Below are 19,701 nucleotides of genomic sequence, written 5' to 3'. Positions count from 1 at the left end.
GCTTCATAGTGTCATTATTCCAGTTATTTTCATCCCATAGTTTATCGATTCCATCAGATGCTTTATCAGCAAAATAATGGCTTAATAAAAGCTTTATTTCCCTCAATTGCTCATCGGGAATATTTGTTGAATAAAGCTTTAAAAGCTCTATTTGCATGTTACTCAATGCTGTTCCCATAAAAAAAGTCTTAGTTTTCTAAAAATTTAACCATTCATTTTCAATTTGCTATACTTCTTCAGAACCTACCAACGCTTCCAACCCTATTTGCCTTTAACCCTATCAACCCACTCAACCCTACCAACCCATCCCCATCACAATCCCAACAACATCTCCTCCGGATTCTGTCCCCCAAAAACCAGGGAAACCGGATTTTCAATCGCCTTTTTAACATCCACTAAAAATCCGACGGAATCCTTGCCATCAATGATGCGGTGATCATAGCTCAAGGCGATGTACATCATGGGGCGTATTTCCACCTGGCCATTGATGGCTACCGGACGATCCACGATGTTGTGCATGCCAATGATGGCCGACTGAGGGGGATTGATGAGCGGAGTGGACATCATGGAACCAAAGACACCCCCATTGGTGAGGGTAAAGGTGCCGCCGGTCATTTCTTCCAAGGAGACTTTTCCGCTACGTACCTTGGTGGCCATGGTCTGCATGGCCTCTTCGATTTGTGCCAGTGACCGGCTGTGGACATCTCTGATAACCGGTACCATTAAGCCTTTGGGCGATTGCATGGCCACGGATATATCCACATAATTGGGGGTGATGATGTCATCCCCATCGAGCATGCTGTTGACCATGGGACGATGCAACAGAGCCTGAGCGGAAGCTTTTAAAAAGAAACTGATCAGGCCGATCTTGAAGCCATATTTTTTGACAAAGGCCTCCTGGTGCTTTTTACGCAGATCCATCAGAGCGGACATGTCCACCTCGTTAAAAGTGGTGAGCATGGCCGTTTCGTTCTTGACCTGGACCAGTCGCTTGCTCAACTGCTTGCGCAGGTTACTCATGGGCTTGCGCGCCTGCTCACGCGAGGCTTCAGTGCCCTGGGTGGCGCTTCCCGACCAGTCGCCATTCTGGCGCATGTCAAGTATGGTATCGACCTCCCTGGATGATAATTTTTTCAGGCCTTTAAGCACCTCGTCGGCCGACAGTTGTTCGGCTGCCATTTTACTCCTGGCCAAAGGTGTGGTTTTAAGTGGGGAAGATGTATCCTTGTCTGCGGGCTTATCTTTGGCGGATTTTTCCGCTGCCGCTTGCTCAGCCCCGGCCTTTTTTTCTGTGCCCTTGCCCTGGCTATCCGTTACTTCTTCCTTTTCAGAATCCTCTGCCCCATCTTCTTCCTCTTCTTCCGGCACTTCCACAGAAGTGTCAATTTTGCAGGCAATGGCATTCACTTTAACCGTTGATCCCGCCGCGACAGAAATCTGAATTTTTCCGCTTTCGGGTGCGGTAATCGACAAAGTGGCTTTATCGGACTCAACTTCGGCCAAGTCCTGGTTTTTACGCACCAGATCGCCATCTTCTACCAGCAGCTGGATAGTTCTACCTCTGATATGGATTCTCCGGGTGTCGGAACTTTTACCTCTACTATCATAAATAACAGTTGTTATTTTTTAATATTTTATATCGAAAAACGGGGCTTTTCATCAAAGTAATAATGGGCTTTAAGGATTTCCTCCCGCGTTTTTCCCTCCATGCAATTCAGGTTACAATAGGGTAACTTGAGGTCACAATGGCACTTTTTAAATACTTTGTTCACCAACTCATTCTGACCTACATTGTGCAGGCCGGTCAGGCCGGTGGCCGGACTGGCACTGGCCAGTCGGGCCACAGGTACCAGATACTCATCCGGCAGCATGCTTCTGATATAGGTCCATGCCCCCATATTCTCAGGCTCTTCCTGCACCCATAACTTCAACAAAACATGTTTATATTTCTCTAAAATTTTGGTCACGGCCTTTCTGGGAAAGGGATGTAATTGTTCAATGCGCACCAAGGCTACATTGCGTGCATTCAATTCTTCCTTTCGGGCCAGTAAATCATAATACACTTTCCCCGTGCAAAAAACGAGGCGGGTGACCGACGCCATATCCACATTATCGTCATCGATAACCTCCTGAAACACCCCTTTTTCCAAATCGTCCAGAGGCGAAATACATTTGGGATGACGCAACAAACTCTTGGGCGTAAAAATCACCATGGGCACCATGAAATCACGTTTCATCTGGCGCCTTAAGGCATGAAACAAATTGGCCGGAGTGGTAAAGTTCATCACCTGGATGTTGTTGCGGGCCGACAAGTTCAGAAAACGCTCAATGCGTGCACTGGAATGCTCTGGTCCCTGGCCCTCATAGCCATGCGGCAGGTAAAGCACCAGACCGTTCATCAGACCCCATTTTTCTTCAGCAGAACTAATGTACTGGTCAATGACCACCTGAGCCACATTGAAGAAGTCACCAAACTGCGCCTCCCATATGGTTAATCCCTTTGGCACTCCCAGCGCATAACCATATTCAAAACCCAAAACGCCATATTCCGACAACAGCGAGTTAAAGGCGTTAAAGGAAACAGGGCTATCATTGAGGTGCCTCAGCGGCATGTAGCGTTCATTGATTTCTTCCACCGTAAAACTGGCATGCCGGTGCGCAAAAGTACCACGTTCAGAATCCTGACCACTTAAACGGACCGGATGCCCGTCATTGATCAAAGTCGCGTAGGCCATGGTTTCTGCGATGGCCCAATCGGCCTTGCCGGAGCTGATCATTTTCTTCCGTTCATCCAGAATCTTGTGCACCTTCGAGAAAAAATTCTTTTCCTCCGGCAACTGATTCAACTGTTCACACAACTCATGAATTTCTTTCATGGACACCCCGGTTTTGGGCTGCACATCAAAATCCTCCGTTTTCGGGTACTTGTAGTCACTCCACAAATCCGGCATGAAACGGGCAATGGACATCTTTTCTATTTGCCCCGAAGCTTCAAACTCCGTCTCCAGGTAGCGGTCAAATTTCTCAATGAGCTCCTTTAGTCTGGTCTTTGTAAAAACCTTTTGCTCAACCAATTCCTTTCCATATATCTCTCTTGAATTGGGATGAGAAGCAATGGCTTTATAAAGCGTCGGCTGTGTAAAGCGGGGCTCATCCCCTTCGTTATGACCATACTTTCGGTAGGATAGGATATCAATAAAGACGTCAGAATTGAATTTCTGCCGAAATTCCATGGCCAGCTCAAAGACATAAACAATCGCTTCGGCATCGTCCCCATTCACATGAAAAACAGGACTGTTGGTCACCTTGCCCACATCGGTACAGTAGGTGCTCGACCGGGCCTCGACGTAATTGGTGGTAAAGCCCACCTGATTGTTCACCACCACATGGATGGTTCCCCCGGTTTTATAACCGGGTAATTTCGCCATCTGCACCACTTCATATACCACGCCCTGCGCGGCGATGGCTGCGTCCCCGTGGATGATCACAGGTACTACCTTATCATAATCGCCATCATAGGCATGATCCACCCGGGCCCGGGCCAGACCTTCGGCAACAGGCGTAACCGCTTCCAGGTGAGACGGATTGGGTAGGAGACTCACCCTGACTTCCTTACTCAGTGTTTTCACCACATTGTCATAGCCCAAATGGTACTTGACATCACCCAGTGAGACATTGTCATCGTACTCATCGGCGACAAACTCCTTGAATATTTTTCGGTAAGGCTTGCCCAGCACGTTGGATAAAACATTGAGGCGCCCCCGGTGGGCCATTCCCAAAACAAACTCCTCAGCACCCAATTCACCTCCCTTATTCAACAGGGCTTTTAATCCGGGTATCAGGCCCTCCGAGCCCTCCAGTGAAAAGCGTTTTTGTCCCACAAACTTCTTGTGCACAAAAGCTTCAAAACCCACCGCCCGCTTAAGAAACCGAAAAATGGTGGTTTTCCGCTCTTCATCGTAATTGGGAACATTTCGGACCGACTCCATTTTCTCACGCAGCCAGGTCACCACCTCCGGCATCCTTACATACAAATACTCTACACCAATGGATTCACAGTAGGTCTCCTGAAGATGATCAACGATGTCCCGCAACGTAGCTGATCCGATACCAATCTGACTACCGGCCTGAAATACCGTATCCAAATCCGCCTCTGACAATCCAAAATTTTCAATATCAAGCGTGGGAAAATACTGCCGGCGTGCCCGCACGGGATTGGTCTTGGTAAATAAATGCCCCCGTTGACGGTAGCCATGAATCAGGTTAATAACGTTAAATTCCTTCCCAATACCTTCCCCGGGCGCCCCGTTAAAATGGGCCAGGGCAAAATCAAAGCCCTTAAAGAAATGAACATAACCCGGGTCGACCGAAGAGGGGTCCTTTTTGTATTGCTGGTATAATGATTCAACAACTCCAATGTCGCTATTGCCGACAAACGAAAAATCATCCATAGTTTTATATAATCACAATTTCATTAAAAAATGCACAAACAGACTTGGCCCAAACCGGTTATTTCTAATTTCGGCTTTAAGGCATGATAAAATTCCACACTAAAATAACAATAAATAAGCAAAACGGTACGAGGTTCCCATCGTTCTTTTTTCTGCTTTCCGTATCTTTGAAACTCACCTCAAGCAAAATAATCCATGCATACATTTCTTGAACGCCTGGCCCGGTATCACATCTCCTATCATTTAACAGAAATAAACGAATTTTGTTTTGTTTTCCCCAGCCGGCGTGCCTGTCTCTTTTTTAACCGACAATTGGGGCAACTCGTTGAAGAACCCATATGGGCACCCAAAATCATTACCATCAATGAGTTTTTCAATGAGATGGATGCCACACCGGTCAGCGACAGCATATCCCTTTTATTCAAATTACATACCGCTTATTCTGAGGTGATGTCATCCGACATCACCATAGACGAGTTTTTGCCCCTGGGAGAGATGCTGCTCAGCGACTTTAACGACATTGACAAATACATGGCCAACCCCAAAGAGGTTTTTGCCAATCTGGCGGCCATCAAAAAACTGGAAGGGGACTTCACCCATCTTTCGGATGAGCAAATCGAAGCCATTCAGGGCTTTTGGGAGACCTTCGACCCGGTCAGACTCTCTGAACAGCAGGAGAGCTTTCTGGCGGTGTGGGACAAGCTCTACGATTTATACCTTCATTACCGGCAGTCGCTCACCGGGCAAAATGAAGCCTACGATGGCATGGTCATCAGACGGGTGGCTGAAAAAGTACGTGCCGAAAAACACCTGCCTCTCCCCTATAAAAGGGTCGTTTTTGCAGGATTCAATGCTTTGAATGAAAGTGAAAAAGTCATTTTTCACTTTCTCAACATCCAAAACAAAGCCACCTTTTTTCGGGATTATCCCCAAAAAATCCTGCAGGAAATCCCCGACCCCTCCAACCCAAAAATCAAGGTCACCCACGAAGCCGCTCTGTTTATTAAGTCCAATCTCCAGGACTACCCCTCTCCGTCCGATTGGGAGGCGCCCTTTACAGATGAAACAGCGGATATTACCATTTCCGCAGCATCCAACGAACTGGTGCAGGCACAGGTGCACATGATTTTCTGAAAGAGGTGGCCCTGACCACCTCTCAAAAAGAAAAAACAGCCTGATTCTCGCTGATGAACAGCAACTTTTGCCGGTGCTGCACTCAATCCCGGCGGCTTATTCCTCCATCAACATCACCCTGGGCTATCCGCTAAAAAACACCCCGGCCTTTTCACTGGTAGAAAATTTGCTGGCCATGCAAAAGACCACGCGAACCACCCGTGAAGGTAAAACGTGGTTTTACCACCGGGATGTGTTGGCCCTATTGCGGCATCAATACATGAAAACCATCCTCGAGGAGGGCAGCCAGTCCCTTATTCACCATCTGATCGCCTCTAACCAGCTATTCATTGAAGGCAGCCGCCTGAATGAAACACCCCAATTGGCAGCCATATTCCAAAAAATAGACACCACTGCTGCCCTTACTACCTATCTGAACGAACTACTGATTATGGTTTACCGGCAATTGGAAAAGCAGGGCGACAAAAAACTGGAAATGGAATTCATCTTTTTTTTGTTCACCACCATTAAGCGGCTGTCAGATATATTAACGGACCTTCCCCAGCAGCCCAACCCACAGACCTGGCAATCGCTCTTCAAAAAACTGGTGGCCGGGCAGTCCGTCCCATTCAAAGGCGAACCCTTGCAAGGACTGCAAATAATGGGCTTGCTCGAAACCAGGGCCCTCGATTTTGAGAACCTGATCATCATTGGCATGAACGAAGGGGTGTTTCCTAAAACAACACCTCCCAACTCTTTCATCCCATTCAACTTACGAAAAGGCTATGGCCTGCCGACGATCGACAATCAGGATGCCATATTTGCCTACTACTTCTACCGCCTGATTCATCGGGCCAAAAGAATCAAACTGGTCTATACCACCTCCAAATCGACCAGTGAAGAAGGCGAAATGAGCCGTTTCTTGCAGCAGCTTTATTACGAATATCCCGGAAAACTAAAGGTGGAAACCCCTTACAAACAGCTGACCATCCCCACCCAACCCGATATCACGGCCACAAAAAGCGAAGCAGTCATGCAGATACTGAGCACTTATCTCACCCCCGGCGGCAGAAACCTGTCGCCCAGTGCCCTCAGTACCTATATCGAATGTCCGCTCAGATTCTACTACCGCTATGTGGCCCAGATCAACGAACCCGACAGCATCAGTGAGGACCTCGACCCCCGGGTTTTTGGCAACTTATTTCACGAAATGGTCGAGCTCATTTACCAACCCTTTGTCGGTAAAATGGTGCAGGAAAGCGATCTGGACCAATGGTTGGGCGACAAAGCCCGCATTAAATCCAGTATGGATCAGGTCTTTGAAAAAAACATTCCCTTTATTCGGCAAAAATCAGGAGCATTCACCGATTTACAAGGAAAAAACAGCCTGGTCTACGAAATCCTTTTCAAATACATCGTCCGTTTTCTGCACTGCGAAAAGCAGGTGACCCCCTTTAGATTGCACGCTTTGGAAGAACGGGTGGAAACCGGTCACCCCCTGAACCCGGAAATAAGTGTCAATTTGGGCGGGACCATTGACCGTACAGACGAAAAAGAGGGCATGGTACGCATCCTCGATTATAAAACCGGGAAGGCCGGCAAAGAATTCAGAGAAATTGAAGACTTGTTTAACCGCGAAAGACACAGTGATAACAAAGCCATTTTTCAGACCCTCTTATATGGTTTAATCAAGTCGGACAACCTCGGACACAACAACATTGAACCGGGTGTTATTTCCGTCAAAGAACTGTTCAAGGACTTATATGACAGCCGGATCCTCCGCATCCAAAACAAAAAGAAAACACCTGTGGCCCTCGAAGAAGTCAAGGCGGCCTTCACCACCCAATTAAACCTGGTGTTGACCGAACTCTTCGATGCCCAAACACCCTTTGTGCAGACCGACCATAAAAAAAGCTGTGGTTACTGTGTCTTTAACAAACACTGTTTACGGGAATAACCCTTAAACATCTTACCTTTTTTACCCATTCTACCCCATCTACCCTTTTTCCCCTTCCCCCTCATCCAACAAATCCGGTCTGAGCTTTTTAGTCCGTGCCAGGGCCTGATCTTCCCGCCATTGGTCAATTTTGGCCTGATGGCCCGACAGTAAAATATCCGGCACCCGCCAACCGTTGAATTCAGCAGGACGCGTATAAACCGGAGGCGCCAGGAGGTTGTCCTGAAAGGAATCGGACAAGGCCGATGTCTCATCAGAAATAACACCGGGAATGAGTCGCACCAACGAATCCACCACGACTGCTGCCGCCAGTTCTCCACCAGTCAGCACATAATCACCAATGGAAATTTCCCGGGTGATGTAATGGTCCCGGATGCGCTGATCCACCCCTTTGTAATGCCCGCATAAAATAATCATATTATCCTTGAGCGACAGCTGGTTGACAATGCCCTGGTTGAGCCGTTGTCCATCGGGCGACATGTACATGATTTCATCGTAGCTTCTTTCTGATTTCAACTGCTCAATCACGGCGGCTATCGGTTCAATTTGCATCACCATGCCAGCGCCACCACCAAAGGGATAATCGTCCACCTGCTTATGTTTGTCCCTCGAATAGTCCCGGATATCATGCAGAACAATTTCTACGCTACCCTGCTCAACGGCCCGTTTTATAATACTTTCAGAAAATGGCCCCTGAAACATATCAGGAAAAAGCGTCAATATATCGATGCGCATAACCTTCAATTTTGCCACAAAGATAACAAAGGATGAGCAATATGACTCAAAAGGTTTTTTTTAAAAAACTTTGAGCATTGCCTGTAATGTGATATATTCGTATTCTGATAAAACCCAAACACCTATGGTGATGGAATCAAATGAACTGAACAAGGATCCCTTTGAGGGAACCAATGTGAATGCGGATAACACATCCGCAGAAAAGCCAGCGGCCAATGAGGCGGATGATTATTCGGCACTGGATCGCGAAGCCCTTATCGGCCTTCTGAAACAACTGCTCAAAGAAAAACCGGTTGGCGATATTAAGGAGCAGGTGGACAACATCCGTAAAGTTTTTGATAAAGCCTCGGAAGAAATTGAGGACAAAGCCAGAAAGGTATTTGTGGAATCCGGTGAACCCATTGAACTATTTGTCCACCAACCCGATGAATTGCAAAAGCAATTCTCGGCCTTGCTATTTGAGTACCGCAGCAAACGGGACAATGAACGCCAATCGCAGGAACAGATAAAGGAAAAAAATCTGGTCGCCAAATATGAAGTGATCGAGGGTATTAAAGACTTGCTTAACCGACAAGAATCACTCAACGATACTTTTCAGGAGTTCAGGGATTTGCAGCAAAAGTGGCGCGACATAGGGCCGGTTCCGCAAAGTAAGCTGCATGACCTGTGGGAAACCTTCCACTTACATGTTGAAAATTTTTACAACTACATAAAAATCAACAACGAACTCCGGGATCTGGATCTCAAAAAAAATTATGAACTAAAAATAGAGTTGTGTGAAAAAGCGGAGGCCCTGATGCTAGAACCGTCTCCCGTCAAGGCCTTTAAATCCCTTCAAAACTTGCATGACCAGTGGCGTGAGGTGGGTCCGGTGCCGCGCGACAAAAAAGAGGAATTATGGGACCGGTTTAAGGCCGTTACCGCCAAAATCAATCAGCGGCAACAAGAGCATTTTGAATCTTTGAAAAACCAGCTCAGGAAAAATCTGGAGGCCAAAACCGAACTGTGTGAAAAAGCGGAAAGCCTTTTGGAAAAAGAATTGACCTCTCCCAAGGAGTGGGAAGAAAAAAGCAAGCAGCTGATTGACTTACAGCAAATATGGAAAACCATCGGCTTTGCGCCTAAAAAAGAAAACAATTTGGTGTATGAGCGCTTCCGAAAAGCTTGTGACACCTTCTTCAACAACAAGCGTGATTTTTTCAAGAGCTACAAAGAAGACCAACAAAACAACTTACAGCTTAAGACAGAGCTTTGTATTCAGGCGGAGGCCATGAAAGACAGTCAGGACTGGAAAAAAGCCACCGATGAATACATTCGTATTCAAAAAAAGTGGAAAGAGATTGGACCGGTGCCCCGCAAGCAGTCCGATGTTGTTTGGAAACGCTTCCGCGAAGCCTGCGATTATTTCTTCAACCGTAAAAAAGATTTCTTTAGCAACATTGATGAAGCGCAGGATAACAATCTTAAATTAAAGGAAGCGATTATTGCAGAACTCAGTGCTTTTGAGTTGAAAGACGACAGTGAACAGTGTTTTGAGGCCTTGCAGGAATTCCAGCGTCGCTGGTCCGACATTGGCTTTGTGCCCATCAAGGAAAAAGACCGGGTCAACCAGGAATTCAGAAATCTGATCAATCAGAAATTTGATCATTTGAACCTCAACGAAGTCGACAAAAACCTGCAAAAATTTCGCAACAAACTCGAAAACTGGAAAACCAACGACCAGTTCAACGAAAAAATAGGTCAGGAACGCAACAAAATCATTATCAAGTTAAAACAACTGGAAAATGACATCATATTGTGGGAAAACAACATCGGCTTTTTCGCCAAATCGAAAAATTCCGATGCCCTGGTACGTGATTTCCAGCATAAAATTGAAAGTGGTAAACGCAACATCCGTCTCCTTAATAAGAAGCTAGATTTAATTGATGAGATGCTGTAACAATTCCTTTTTGTCGCCTCATTTTAGAATAGATTTTGCTACCTTTGTGGTTTGTTATTTGAACCATTTAGGGCAAACCTACTGTATTTCAACCAATAGAAATGCTTGCACCGATTTGTCCGGATAATGGTATGTAAAATTTTAAACACATTATGCCGTGCCGGATACTCGTTACGTCTTTGTTACCGGAGGGGTTGCCTCTTCGTTGGGAAAAGGAATCATATCAGCTTCACTGGCTAAACTTTTACAAGCCAGAGGTTATAAAGTAACCATTCAAAAATTAGATCCCTATCTGAATGTGGATCCTGGAACACTCAACCCCTATGAACATGGAGAGTGCTATGTAACAGAGGATGGTGCCGAAACAGATTTGGACCTGGGGCATTACGAGCGTTTTTTGAACGTGCCGACTTCTCAAGCCAACAATGTAACCACCGGACGCATCTACCAAAACGTTATCAATAAAGAGCGGCGAGGCGACTTTCTGGGAAAGACCGTTCAGATTGTTCCACACATTACCGACGAAATAAAACGCAACATCAAATTGCTGGGCAACAAGCACCGCTTTGATGTGGTGATTACCGAAATCGGGGGTACCGTTGGTGATATTGAATCTCTTCCTTACATTGAAGCGGTTCGCCAATTGAAATGGGAACTGGGTTCACGGGCCCTGGTCATCCATTTGACCCTGGTGCCCTATCTGGCAGCCAGCGGAGAATTAAAAACCAAGCCCACCCAACATTCGGTAAAGGCCCTGCTCGAAATTGGGGTTCAGCCCGATGTATTGGTGCTGCGCACAGAAAGAAATCTGGCCACCGACATCCGCAAAAAGGTCGCGCTGTTCTGTAACGTTGACAGCAAGGCCGTTATCCAGTCCATCGATGTAAAATCCATTTACGAAGTTCCTGTAAAAATGCAGGAAGAAGGTCTGGACGAAATAGTGATGGAAAAGTTGCGGCTGCCCATCGATCAAAAACCAGAGCTGAAAGAATGGAAAGCATTTCTGACCAAGCTGAATTCCGCCAAGGAAACCGTCAAAATAGGTTTGGTGGGTAAGTATGTCGAATTGCCGGATGCCTACAAATCCATTGTGGAAGCTCTTATTCATGCAGCCACCTACTGTGACCGTAAAGTGGAAATAGTGAGCATCCAAAGTGAAAATATCAACAAAGAGAACGTTGCAGAAAAGCTGAAGAATTTGCAGGGTATTATAGTGGCACCAGGTTTTGGACACCGTGGTTTTGATGGAAAAATTCTCGCCGTAAAACATGCCCGCGAAAACAATGTACCATTTTTGGGCATCTGCTTAGGTATGCAGTGCGCTGTTATTGAGTTTGCCCGTAACGTTTTGCATCTGGAAAAAGCCAACTCCAAAGAAATGGACCACACCACCGCTCATGCGGTGATTGACCTGATGGAAGACCAGAAGAATATCACCGACAAAGGAGGCACCATGCGTTTGGGCGCCTATGACTGTCAACTCAAAAAAGACAGTCGGGTTTTCAAAGCTACAACACAGAAAAGATAAAGGAGCGTCACCGCCACCGTTATGAATTCAACAACGAATATCTGGCGGACTATGAAAAAGCCGGTATGAAGGCCACCGGGATCAATCCCGACACTGGTCTGGTAGAAATCATTGAACTACCTTCACACAAGTGGTTTGTAGGCGTTCAGTTTCATCCGGAGTACAGCAGTACCGTGCTGAAACCCCACCCTGTTTTTATGGCCTTTATTAAGGCCGCCATCAGCGAAAAAGTGGAAGCATAAGCGATTCAAAAACACCGCTCAAATCAACGGACGGAACAAGATAAAAGACTGATATCAACAACATAACAACTTAAAATGGATAAAAATTCGATAACCGGTTTAGTGCTCATCACACTAATATTGATAGGTTTCTGGTTTATCAACAAGCCATCCTCTGACGAAATTGAAGCCATACGACAACAGCGCGACTCATTACAGAGAGTGGAAATGCTCCAGCAACAGGAGCTGGATGCAGCAGCCAGACAGGCTGCCGAACAAGCCCCTGTTGAATTGTCTCCAGATGAAGCATTGGCAGATGACACGGTACGCAACGACCGTAACCAGCAAATTTATGGCCATATGGCTCCCTTTGTGGAAGGGGAACAACAGTTCTATACGGTTGAAAACAATAAGGTGCGTATCGTCTTTAGCAACCGTGGCGGCCGTATCTATTCAGTAGAGTTGAAAGAATACGAAACCCATCTGGGAGAACCGTTGATTTTGTTTGATGGAGAAGGCAACAAATTTGGTTTTACTTTCACACACAACACCCGGGTATTTAATACCAACGATTTATATTTCGACGCCAAATTACAGAACGACAGCAGCATTGTATTTGAATTGGGCACGGATGTAGGCGAAAGTCTTCAATTCAGCTACGTTTTGCCCCCGGATGAGTACATGACCCAATTCAAACTGAATACCAACAACCTGAATAACTTGATGGCCACCCCCAGGGGAAGCATTGATATCAACTGGTATGTGGAAATGCCCGCTTTTGAAAAAAGCCGGACACATGAACAACAATATTCAGGCCTCTATTACAAATACCACCTGGATGAAGTGGACTGCTAAAGGCCACTAAAAACGATAGTGAAGATTTGCGTACCAAAGTCAAATGGATTGGCTTTAAAGGTCAGTTTTTCACATCGGTGTTCATTGCCAATGAACCTTTTGCCAGTGCCTTGATTGAAAGCAATATTGAAGAAGATGAAAGCAGTCCCTTCCTGCGCTACAACAAAGCCGAGGCCGTGGTGCCCATTGACTTTAGCAGCAATCAGGAAATTGGCTTTCGGTTCTATTTTGGGCCCAACCGTTTTTACACCCTGAACAGCTATGACAAGGAATTGGAATTGAACCAATTGATTGACCTGGGATGGGGTATATTGGGATGGATCAACAGATATGCCGTCATTCCCGTTTTTCACTTTCTGGAAGGCTTCATTGGCAGCTATGGTATCATCATACTTCTGCTCACCGTCTTAATCAAATTAATTTTATTTCCGCTCACCTATAAATCCTACATCTCATCCGCTAAAATGAAGGTCTTAAAGCCTCAGATAGATGAGATCAACGAGCGCATACCAAAGGACAAAGCCATGGAGCGCCAGCAGGCCACCATGGCCCTGTACAAGAAAGCCGGCGTCAACCCCATGGGGGGCTGTTTGCCCATGCTTTTGCAGATGCCTATTTTGATTGCCTTGTTCCGCTTTTTCCCGGCATCCATCGAATTGCGTCAGGAAAGTTTCTTGTGGGCGACGGATTTGTCGACCTATGATTCGATTCTGGAACTGCCTTTCAACATTCCTTTCTACGGGGCACACGTGAGTCTCTTTACCCTGTTAATGGCTGCTGCCAACATCATTTATACCAAGATGAATGCAGAGATGACGCAGTCGGCCAACCAAATGCCGGGTATGAAAACGATGATGTACATGATGCCGGTGATGTTCCTGTTCTTCTTTAACAGCTACTCTTCTGGTTTGAGTTACTACTACTTTGTATCGACTTTGATTACCATTGGACAAACCCTGCTGATTCGTCAGTTTGTGGATGAAAAATTGTTATTGAGGAAGATTCAGGCCCAGCAAAAGAAACCGGTCAAAAAATCAAAATTTGCCCAGCGTCTGGAAGACATGACCAAGCAGCAACAGCAGCTGAAAAAAGGTAGCAAGAAGCGATAAGACACGCCTTCAACAATAAGACGAATAACCAAATAACAAAGCCGGATACAAAAGTACCCGGCTTTGTTATGTATTATCTGACATCTTCCATCTACCCAACCAACCCTTCCATTCCTTTCATCCCAATCGCCCCTTCCTACCTTTCCTACCCAATCCCCCCTTACTACCCAATCCACCCTTCTCACCCTTCTCACCCCTTCTCAGCAATTTCCTGCAAAACAGGGCGATTCAGTATGGCTATGTTTTTATCGTTCAATTGAATGATGCCGTCCTTTTCCAGGGCCTTCAGCAGCTTGACCGTGCTCTCTGTAGAAATGCCGGCAAAATCGCTGAGGTCCTTTCTGCTCAAGAGGGTAAACACATCATAAGTGCCCCACTCCTCCCCGCTTAAATAGAGCAGCGCATCGGCCAGGCGACCATTCATCTGCTTATACATCAAATTACGAATACTGCCATACAACATGGCACTTTGCTCACAATAGCGTTGAATGAGATTAAAGGCAAACTGCCCGTTGTTACGCGTCAGTTGCTCAATGGCACTTTTCTCAATCAGCAAGGTTTGGGTATCCGTCAGGGCTATGGTGGAATAATTGTAGGTGTTTTTTCCAAAAACGGTGGACAGTCCCACAAATTCACCCGGTTTAATCAGGCGCAGATTGTAATTCTTATCCCCTTCTTCCAGATGCTGCTTTACAACGCCCTTAATAATAAACAGAATATAGGAAGCAAAAGTCCCCTGCTTGGTCAGGTTCTCCCCTTTTCTGAATAAAACCTGGGTCTTACTCTCGCGCACCAGGTCGAGCTCCTCGCCTACCAGCATATGAAAGCAGGGTGCGTCAATATCACAAATAAATTCATGGTCATTTTCCTGAATGGTTTTCATGCTTCAAACATTTAACACCGATTAACCTCAACAAATAAGTTGAGCTAGATCAACTGAGAGGCGGTTCTCGTCGAGCGACAAATTTAGTTAAAAATGACGAGGACCTTGTAATTTTGTCAACAGAGAGAAAGGGATAATAATCCCCCAACAAATTAATAACTATAAAATAAAAAAATCATGTTGTACACCAATTTAAATCACATCGAGACGGCGGATCAACACGCCACAATCATCAACGAAAACGAAAATGTAATGGTATGCTGTGGCCGCATGGGCCCCATGTGTATTCCCGTATACGGCATCATGGAAGAACTGGAAGAGGAATACGGACACGTGAAATTCTTCGACATGGAATTTGACAATCCGGAAGCACATGTTATTCGCAATCTTCCTGAAGTGCGTGGTTTTATGGGCATACCTTTCACCATCTATTACAAAAATGGCAAAGTGGTTAAAGCGACATCCAGTATTCAGAGCCGTGATCAGGTAACCTCTATTTTAAATGAGCAATTTGGCGTACCCGTAAAAGCATAATTATGGAAAGTAAGAACCATTATGATACAATTGTAATTGGTGGTGGACCGGCGGGACTCACGGCAGGTATTTACCTGTCGCGGGCCCGCGTCAGGACCCTCATTTTAAGTGAGGGGACCGTTGGGGGACAAATGGTTCTCACGCACGAAATTGCCAATTACCCCGGTGTGGAATCCATCAATGGCTACATGCTGGGTAACATTATGAAAAAACAGGCACAGAAATTTGGTTGCGACATCAAATCCAACATTGGCATTGATGACCTTCAGTTGTCGGAGGAGTTGAAACGGGTGACCCTTTCCAACGGGACCACCTACACAGCAGACGCCATCATCCTGACCCCCGGAGGCCGCAGTCGCACCCTTGGCGTGACCGGTGAGTCTGCCTACAAAGGAAAGGGCATTTCTTACTGCGCCACCTGCGATGGTGATTTTTTTACGGACAAGGAAATTGTGGTAGTGGGCGGTGGTAATTCAGCGCTCGAAGAGGCGGTATCACTGACCAAATATGCTTCCAAAGTAACCATTGTCCACCAATTTGACCATTTCCAGGCCTTTGAGCATGCCATAGAAGAAGCCAAAGCTCACCCCAAAATCCAATTTAGAATGACCTCCAAAGTCTCTGCTTTTTACGGCGGGGAGAATCTGGAAGCGGTGGATATCACGAATGTAAACACCAACGAAACGGAACGGTTCAAAACCGACGGGGTATTCATTTTTATCGGCTATGTGCCCAATACCGAATTTCTGAAAGGAAAACTGGATTTGAACCAAAGGGGTGAAATGGTGGTGAATGCAGAAATGGAAACCCCTATTCCCGGTGTCTATGGAGCCGGCGATGCCATCGCCAAACGCTACCGTCAGGTAACCACGGCTGTTGGTGATGCGACCGTGGCGGCCTTAGCCGCATCGGATTACATCCATAAGCTGAAATCCAAAAAGAAAAGCCTGCTGGTCAACTAGTTTAACGCAACAGAAATAGAACCAATGCATCCAATATTAATAGGGTTAATTACGTTTATAGTCGTATTTGCAGGATATTCATACCTCAATTATCGACGCATCAAGCATTTTTCCAAATTACCGGACAGCGAAGAAATAAGCCATTTAACAGATAAAAATTTCAACAAGGAGACCGCCAAAGGCATTGTGTTGATTGATTTCTGGGCCTCGTGGTGCATGCCATGCAAGATGATGGCCCCCGTCCTTAATCAGGTGGCCGAAAATGTGCACGGCCAGGCAAGAGTAGCCAAAGTCAATGTGGAGGAATTTCAAAACCTGGCCGGTAAATTTCAGGTACGCAGCATCCCCACCCTGCTTTTGTTGAAAGACGGAAAGGAAGTTAATCGCTTTGTAGGTGTTAAGAGCAAGGACTTTTTATTGAAAAAAATCCGGAATGCTTAAGGATATTAAGAGCAAACGAGTCAAGCGATGTGTCTCTGAATGATCACGATATTTCATAAACTGAAAATAATACCCTCAAAAAAAGCGACCAGGCCGTGGGGCCTGGTCGCTTTTTCTTGAGGCTCTTGTACTATTCCCTAAAAATTTCTATTTTACAGCAAAGTATTATCGTAAGCAATCTAAAGCAAAAAGCCAACCTCTAAAACCACTACGATTATGAAGAAAGGCGATGTGTATTTGATGGATCTGGACTTTGAATATAAACTCTGGAAAAATCGTTTGAGTTGTTTCCTAAAGGAAATTGAGATTGTCAAAGCCCGCAATGAAGAGGTGACCAGGCATCATTCCGGCAAGGAGATGAACACGGTGGAAATGATGGTACTTGAAGAGCATGAAGCACAATTGCATCAGACCCTCAACCGAATTAAGGTTCAGGAGCAGGAGATTCAGTATTACAATAAGGATTTCCCGATAACGCAAACGCATGAATACATGCATCTTCATTTGAAACTCAGAGATAAAATGGAGCAAATGTGCACCCTGCACCTGGATAAATTAGACGATTTGACGCGTGCTTTAGGCATTTAATCTACCTTGGGATTACAAAAAAAAGTATATTTTTGTCACGCTCGCTGATTAATATTCAGCATTTAGCGTGTTCCTGACACATTCTTTTTTTTATAATCCTAATATATTTGCGATGGAGTATTTTACTGACCAAATGGCCAATGCTCACATTTTAAACCAGTTTTGGCTGACTTTTTTACTGGTAATTTCAATGGTTCTGGTGTCGCGCACCTTTGTGGCAGGCACCCGCTATTCCCCCATCCTGATCATCGTTGTGTTCGGGTTGATGATGGGCTATGTCATGGTTACAACGGGGATGGGAACGCCAGGTCTGACAGAATTCCCGATTGTAGATTTTGCCAGCAAGGTAACGATTACCGCATTGAGTGCCTCCTTTTTTGTGGGGGGACAAGAAATCCGCAAGCTCATATCGAAACAGGAAATCGATTTAAAAGATATTGTGGAGCCTTCCACCGATGAGATGTTTTTGGGGACCAAGTTTACCCAGTTTATGTTTTTGATTCGGGCCTTTTTTATTTTAATAGGTATAGAATCCCTGAAACGCGTGATAGTCGGTTATGACAACAATGAACCCCTGGATAGTTTTTATCCGCTATTGGGATACATCGGTTTGGTGGGATCCATCATTCTCATCGACTACAGGGCTAAAATCACCAATAAACCGGTTTATATCCGTAAAGGCATGCTGGAATCGGCCTTGATTTTGAGCGTCCTGGTACTGTCCTGGCACATGGCCGGCTGGGTGCGTCCGATTATTGCACTTCCCGAGATTTTCTTTGCCATGGTTTTATCGGTCACCTTAGGCATGACTTTCTCACGCTGGAAATTTGGCCCCACCATTCGCGCCCTCCTGTTTGCCGGAATTCCTGTGGTATTGGCCGCCAATTTTATGGTAGGTGGCTCCCGCATTGCAGAGGCCTTTTCACTGACTGGCATGACGGCTGTATTATCTTTTGGCTTTTTTGGTCAGCTCCTGTGGATGTTTGGCGGACTGGCCCTGCTCATTGGCTGGGCCAAGGCCAACAACATCAGGAATCTGGCTCCGGGCATGGCAGGGTCGCTGTCGCATTCTGGTCTGACAGGTGCCTGCACAGCAGGCGATTTGGGCTACGAAGCCCAGGTGCGCGCTCCCATTATGATCAACATCCCTTTTATTGGTCACATATTTGTGTTTTCCGTGCTGGCGGCCAGCGCCACCACCGGTAAACTGCTCATTCCCTACACGCTGGCCATTGTGGCGGTTGGTTTAGGTCTGACGTATTGGGCCATTCGTCTGTTAAAAAAGGCCAACAGGGAGGATGCCAAAGAAGTTAAAGGATTGATGGTCTTTTCTTTAGGCTGGCAGTTGGTGGCTGTATTCGGTGGATTGCTCATTCTCAATTTGGGCGGTATGGGGCTCAACGATTCTGTGATGGCCAATGCATCCGCCATTTCGCATTTCGGACTCTTCGCTGCCATACAAGGCGGCATGTTTGGCGAGCAAGCTTCCGGATTGATTGCCTTTGTATTTGCTATGCCATTTTTGGTGCACCCCCTGGTCTTCGGTATTTTTGGCAAAACCGCTGAAAACAATGGCGTGATGCCTGCCAAACTGGTTTATGCACTAGCACTCTTAGGGGTTTTGGGCGTTTTGTATGCTTTATTGTTCTAACCTGTATTTCTGAAGGCGGAAAACAGGGCTCCAATTTTTTAAATTATTAACGGGTATCAGATGATTCCTTTCATATTTAAACAGGCATTCTTCATTACAGCAATGGTTGGCACATTAAGGCTGCTTTCATGTGATTCAGCATTTAGTCGGTCAGACCTGCAAGACGGTGATATGCTCTTTACTGGTCCCACCATGACCGCCGAAGGTAACTTATCCAAGGCCATTGACGAGGTAACGCAAACCGATTTGGCGACCAATTACACGCATATGGGGATGGTGGAAAAGGAAGGCCAGCAAATTTGGGTCATTCATGCAGCACCTGAAAAAGGGGTTTGTCGTGAGCCGCTGAACCAGTTTTTAGAGAGCCGAAAAGTGGCCGACGTTTACCGCTTGAATGAGGCCCATCAAGGCTATATTCCAGAGGCTTTGGAAAATGCCCATCAACTATTGGGACTGCCTTATGACTCTACCTACATCATGGGTGGAAAGGCGCATTATTGTTCCGGTTTACTATACACCCTTTACGAGGCGCATCAGGTTTTTGAGCTGGAGCCCATGACCTTTAAAAACCCGGCCACAGGTGAATTTCACCCAGGTTGGGTCAAACATTATGAGGCTTTGGACCTGGAAATCCCCGAAGGGTTGCCCGGTTGTAATCCGAATGGACTGGCGGCATCTGAGCATTTGCAATGGATGGGACAGATCAGCTACTAAAAAACAATCCCGAATGGCTG

At 46.0% G+C, this 19,701-nt stretch carries 18 protein-coding genes; 13 read left to right on the top strand and 5 right to left on the bottom strand.

Annotation, left to right across the window (positions count from 1 at the left end):
• From JCM15548_RS26745 to JCM15548_RS15045, 3 genes are all read right to left on the bottom strand, one after another.
• Positions 1–178: DUF8507 family protein (locus JCM15548_RS26745; RefSeq protein WP_173427666.1), on the bottom strand; the 178-nt coding region annotated here is incomplete at its 3' end.
• A 134-nt stretch (positions 179–312) separates the two neighbouring features.
• A complete protein-coding gene (gene sucB, locus JCM15548_RS15050) occupies positions 313–1,521 on the bottom strand; it encodes a dihydrolipoyllysine-residue succinyltransferase (RefSeq protein ID WP_262487089.1) in 1,209 nt (402 codons plus the stop codon).
• A 113-nt stretch (positions 1,522–1,634) separates the two neighbouring features.
• Positions 1,635–4,451, bottom strand: a complete 2,817-nt coding sequence (locus JCM15548_RS15045) for a 2-oxoglutarate dehydrogenase E1 component (protein WP_062127138.1) — start codon at positions 4,449–4,451, stop codon at positions 1,635–1,637.
• Between the two features lie 195 nt (positions 4,452–4,646).
• Here JCM15548_RS15045 and JCM15548_RS15040 point away from each other — a divergent pair, with 195 nt between their 5' ends.
• Together JCM15548_RS15040 and JCM15548_RS15035 are read left to right on the top strand one after the other, a co-directional pair.
• Entirely contained in the window at positions 4,647–5,585 is a 939-nt protein-coding gene (locus JCM15548_RS15040) for a hypothetical protein (protein ID WP_062127135.1), read from the top strand.
• 73 nt (positions 5,586–5,658) lie between these two features.
• Positions 5,659–7,521 carry a PD-(D/E)XK nuclease family protein gene (locus tag JCM15548_RS15035; protein ID WP_157482807.1) on the top strand — a complete coding sequence of 621 codons (1,863 nt, stop codon included), beginning with the start codon at positions 5,659–5,661 and terminating at the stop codon, positions 7,519–7,521.
• A gap of 39 nt (positions 7,522–7,560) precedes the next feature.
• Here JCM15548_RS15035 and trmD read toward each other — a convergent pair whose 3' ends face one another.
• Positions 7,561–8,256, bottom strand: coding sequence for a tRNA (guanosine(37)-N1)-methyltransferase TrmD (gene trmD / locus JCM15548_RS15030; protein WP_062127129.1), 696 nt, complete (start codon positions 8,254–8,256; stop codon positions 7,561–7,563).
• 124 nt (positions 8,257–8,380) lie between these two features.
• Between trmD and JCM15548_RS15025 the strand changes: the two genes are divergently transcribed.
• From JCM15548_RS15025 to yidC, 5 genes are all read left to right on the top strand, one after another.
• A complete protein-coding gene (locus tag JCM15548_RS15025; RefSeq protein ID WP_062127126.1) occupies positions 8,381–10,195 on the top strand; it encodes a DUF349 domain-containing protein in 1,815 nt (604 codons plus the stop codon).
• A gap of 157 nt (positions 10,196–10,352) precedes the next feature.
• Positions 10,353–11,723, top strand: a complete 1,371-nt coding sequence (gene pyrG, locus JCM15548_RS15020) for a CTP synthase (protein WP_305047425.1) — start codon at positions 10,353–10,355, stop codon at positions 11,721–11,723.
• A gap of 65 nt (positions 11,724–11,788) precedes the next feature.
• On the top strand, positions 11,789–11,965 hold the full coding sequence (locus JCM15548_RS26635; protein WP_439645456.1) for a glutamine amidotransferase-related protein: 177 nt from the start codon (positions 11,789–11,791) through the stop codon (positions 11,963–11,965).
• Between the two features lie 75 nt (positions 11,966–12,040).
• The gene (locus JCM15548_RS25715) at positions 12,041–12,799 is read left to right on the top strand and encodes a YidC/Oxa1 family insertase periplasmic-domain containing protein (RefSeq protein WP_262487088.1); all 759 of its coding nucleotides are present in this window, start codon (positions 12,041–12,043) and stop codon (positions 12,797–12,799) included.
• Between the two features lie 26 nt (positions 12,800–12,825).
• Positions 12,826–13,908 (top strand): membrane protein insertase YidC, encoded by a 1,083-nt coding sequence (gene yidC, locus JCM15548_RS15015; protein ID WP_262487087.1) that lies wholly within the window; start codon positions 12,826–12,828, stop codon positions 13,906–13,908.
• Between the two features lie 190 nt (positions 13,909–14,098).
• Here yidC and JCM15548_RS15010 read toward each other — a convergent pair whose 3' ends face one another.
• Entirely contained in the window at positions 14,099–14,791 is a 693-nt protein-coding gene (locus JCM15548_RS15010; protein WP_062127122.1) for a Crp/Fnr family transcriptional regulator, read from the bottom strand.
• A 177-nt stretch (positions 14,792–14,968) separates the two neighbouring features.
• Between JCM15548_RS15010 and JCM15548_RS15005 the strand changes: the two genes are divergently transcribed.
• The 6 genes from JCM15548_RS15005 to JCM15548_RS14980 all read left to right on the top strand — a co-directional run bounded on the left by JCM15548_RS15005 (position 14,969) and on the right by JCM15548_RS14980 (position 19,681).
• Complete coding sequence (locus JCM15548_RS15005) at positions 14,969–15,325, top strand: YbbN family protein (RefSeq protein WP_173427665.1); 357 nt, start codon at positions 14,969–14,971, stop codon at positions 15,323–15,325.
• Positions 15,326–15,327: 2 nt separating this feature from the next.
• A complete protein-coding gene (locus JCM15548_RS15000) occupies positions 15,328–16,287 on the top strand; it encodes an NAD(P)/FAD-dependent oxidoreductase (protein ID WP_062127115.1) in 960 nt (319 codons plus the stop codon).
• Between the two features lie 24 nt (positions 16,288–16,311).
• The gene (gene trxA / locus JCM15548_RS14995) at positions 16,312–16,728 is read left to right on the top strand and encodes a thioredoxin (protein WP_083985172.1); all 417 of its coding nucleotides are present in this window, start codon (positions 16,312–16,314) and stop codon (positions 16,726–16,728) included.
• 216 nt (positions 16,729–16,944) lie between these two features.
• A complete protein-coding gene (locus JCM15548_RS14990; protein WP_062127112.1) occupies positions 16,945–17,316 on the top strand; it encodes a hypothetical protein in 372 nt (123 codons plus the stop codon).
• 112 nt (positions 17,317–17,428) lie between these two features.
• Positions 17,429–18,967 (top strand): hypothetical protein, encoded by a 1,539-nt coding sequence (locus JCM15548_RS14985; RefSeq protein ID WP_062127109.1) that lies wholly within the window; start codon positions 17,429–17,431, stop codon positions 18,965–18,967.
• A 60-nt stretch (positions 18,968–19,027) separates the two neighbouring features.
• Positions 19,028–19,681 carry a YiiX/YebB-like N1pC/P60 family cysteine hydrolase gene (locus JCM15548_RS14980; RefSeq protein WP_062127106.1) on the top strand — a complete coding sequence of 218 codons (654 nt, stop codon included), beginning with the start codon at positions 19,028–19,030 and terminating at the stop codon, positions 19,679–19,681.
• The last annotated feature ends 20 nt before the right edge of the window (positions 19,682–19,701 follow it).

The organism is Geofilum rubicundum JCM 15548 (assembly GCF_000974365.1).
Classification (GTDB): domain Bacteria; phylum Bacteroidota; class Bacteroidia; order Bacteroidales; family Marinilabiliaceae; genus Geofilum; species Geofilum rubicundum.
This window is presented reverse-complemented; position numbering and strand designations above follow the sequence as displayed.

Bases quoted from the DNA above. Each gene is read 5' to 3' on its own strand.
- JCM15548_RS15000 (WP_062127115.1), top strand. From the start codon at position 15,328: ATGGAAAGTAAGAACCATTATGATACAATTGTAATTGGTGGTGGACCG.
- JCM15548_RS15040 (WP_062127135.1), top strand. From the start codon at position 4,647: ATGCATACATTTCTTGAACGCCTGGCCCGGTATCACATCTCCTATCAT.
- trmD (WP_062127129.1), bottom strand. From the start codon at position 8,256: ATGCGCATCGATATATTGACGCTTTTTCCTGATATGTTTCAGGGGCCA.
- JCM15548_RS14990 (WP_062127112.1), top strand. From the start codon at position 16,945: ATGAAGAAAGGCGATGTGTATTTGATGGATCTGGACTTTGAATATAAA.
- JCM15548_RS15025 (WP_062127126.1), top strand. From the start codon at position 8,381: ATGGTGATGGAATCAAATGAACTGAACAAGGATCCCTTTGAGGGAACC.
- JCM15548_RS14980 (WP_062127106.1), top strand. From the start codon at position 19,028: ATGATTCCTTTCATATTTAAACAGGCATTCTTCATTACAGCAATGGTT.
- JCM15548_RS15010 (WP_062127122.1), bottom strand. From the start codon at position 14,791: ATGAAAACCATTCAGGAAAATGACCATGAATTTATTTGTGATATTGAC.
- JCM15548_RS15005 (WP_173427665.1), top strand. From the start codon at position 14,969: ATGTTGTACACCAATTTAAATCACATCGAGACGGCGGATCAACACGCC.
- JCM15548_RS15045 (WP_062127138.1), bottom strand. From the start codon at position 4,451: ATGGATGATTTTTCGTTTGTCGGCAATAGCGACATTGGAGTTGTTGAA.
- JCM15548_RS26635 (WP_439645456.1), top strand. From the start codon at position 11,789: ATGAAGGCCACCGGGATCAATCCCGACACTGGTCTGGTAGAAATCATT.
- trxA (WP_083985172.1), top strand. From the start codon at position 16,312: ATGCATCCAATATTAATAGGGTTAATTACGTTTATAGTCGTATTTGCA.
- JCM15548_RS25715 (WP_262487088.1), top strand. From the start codon at position 12,041: ATGGATAAAAATTCGATAACCGGTTTAGTGCTCATCACACTAATATTG.
- JCM15548_RS14985 (WP_062127109.1), top strand. From the start codon at position 17,429: ATGGAGTATTTTACTGACCAAATGGCCAATGCTCACATTTTAAACCAG.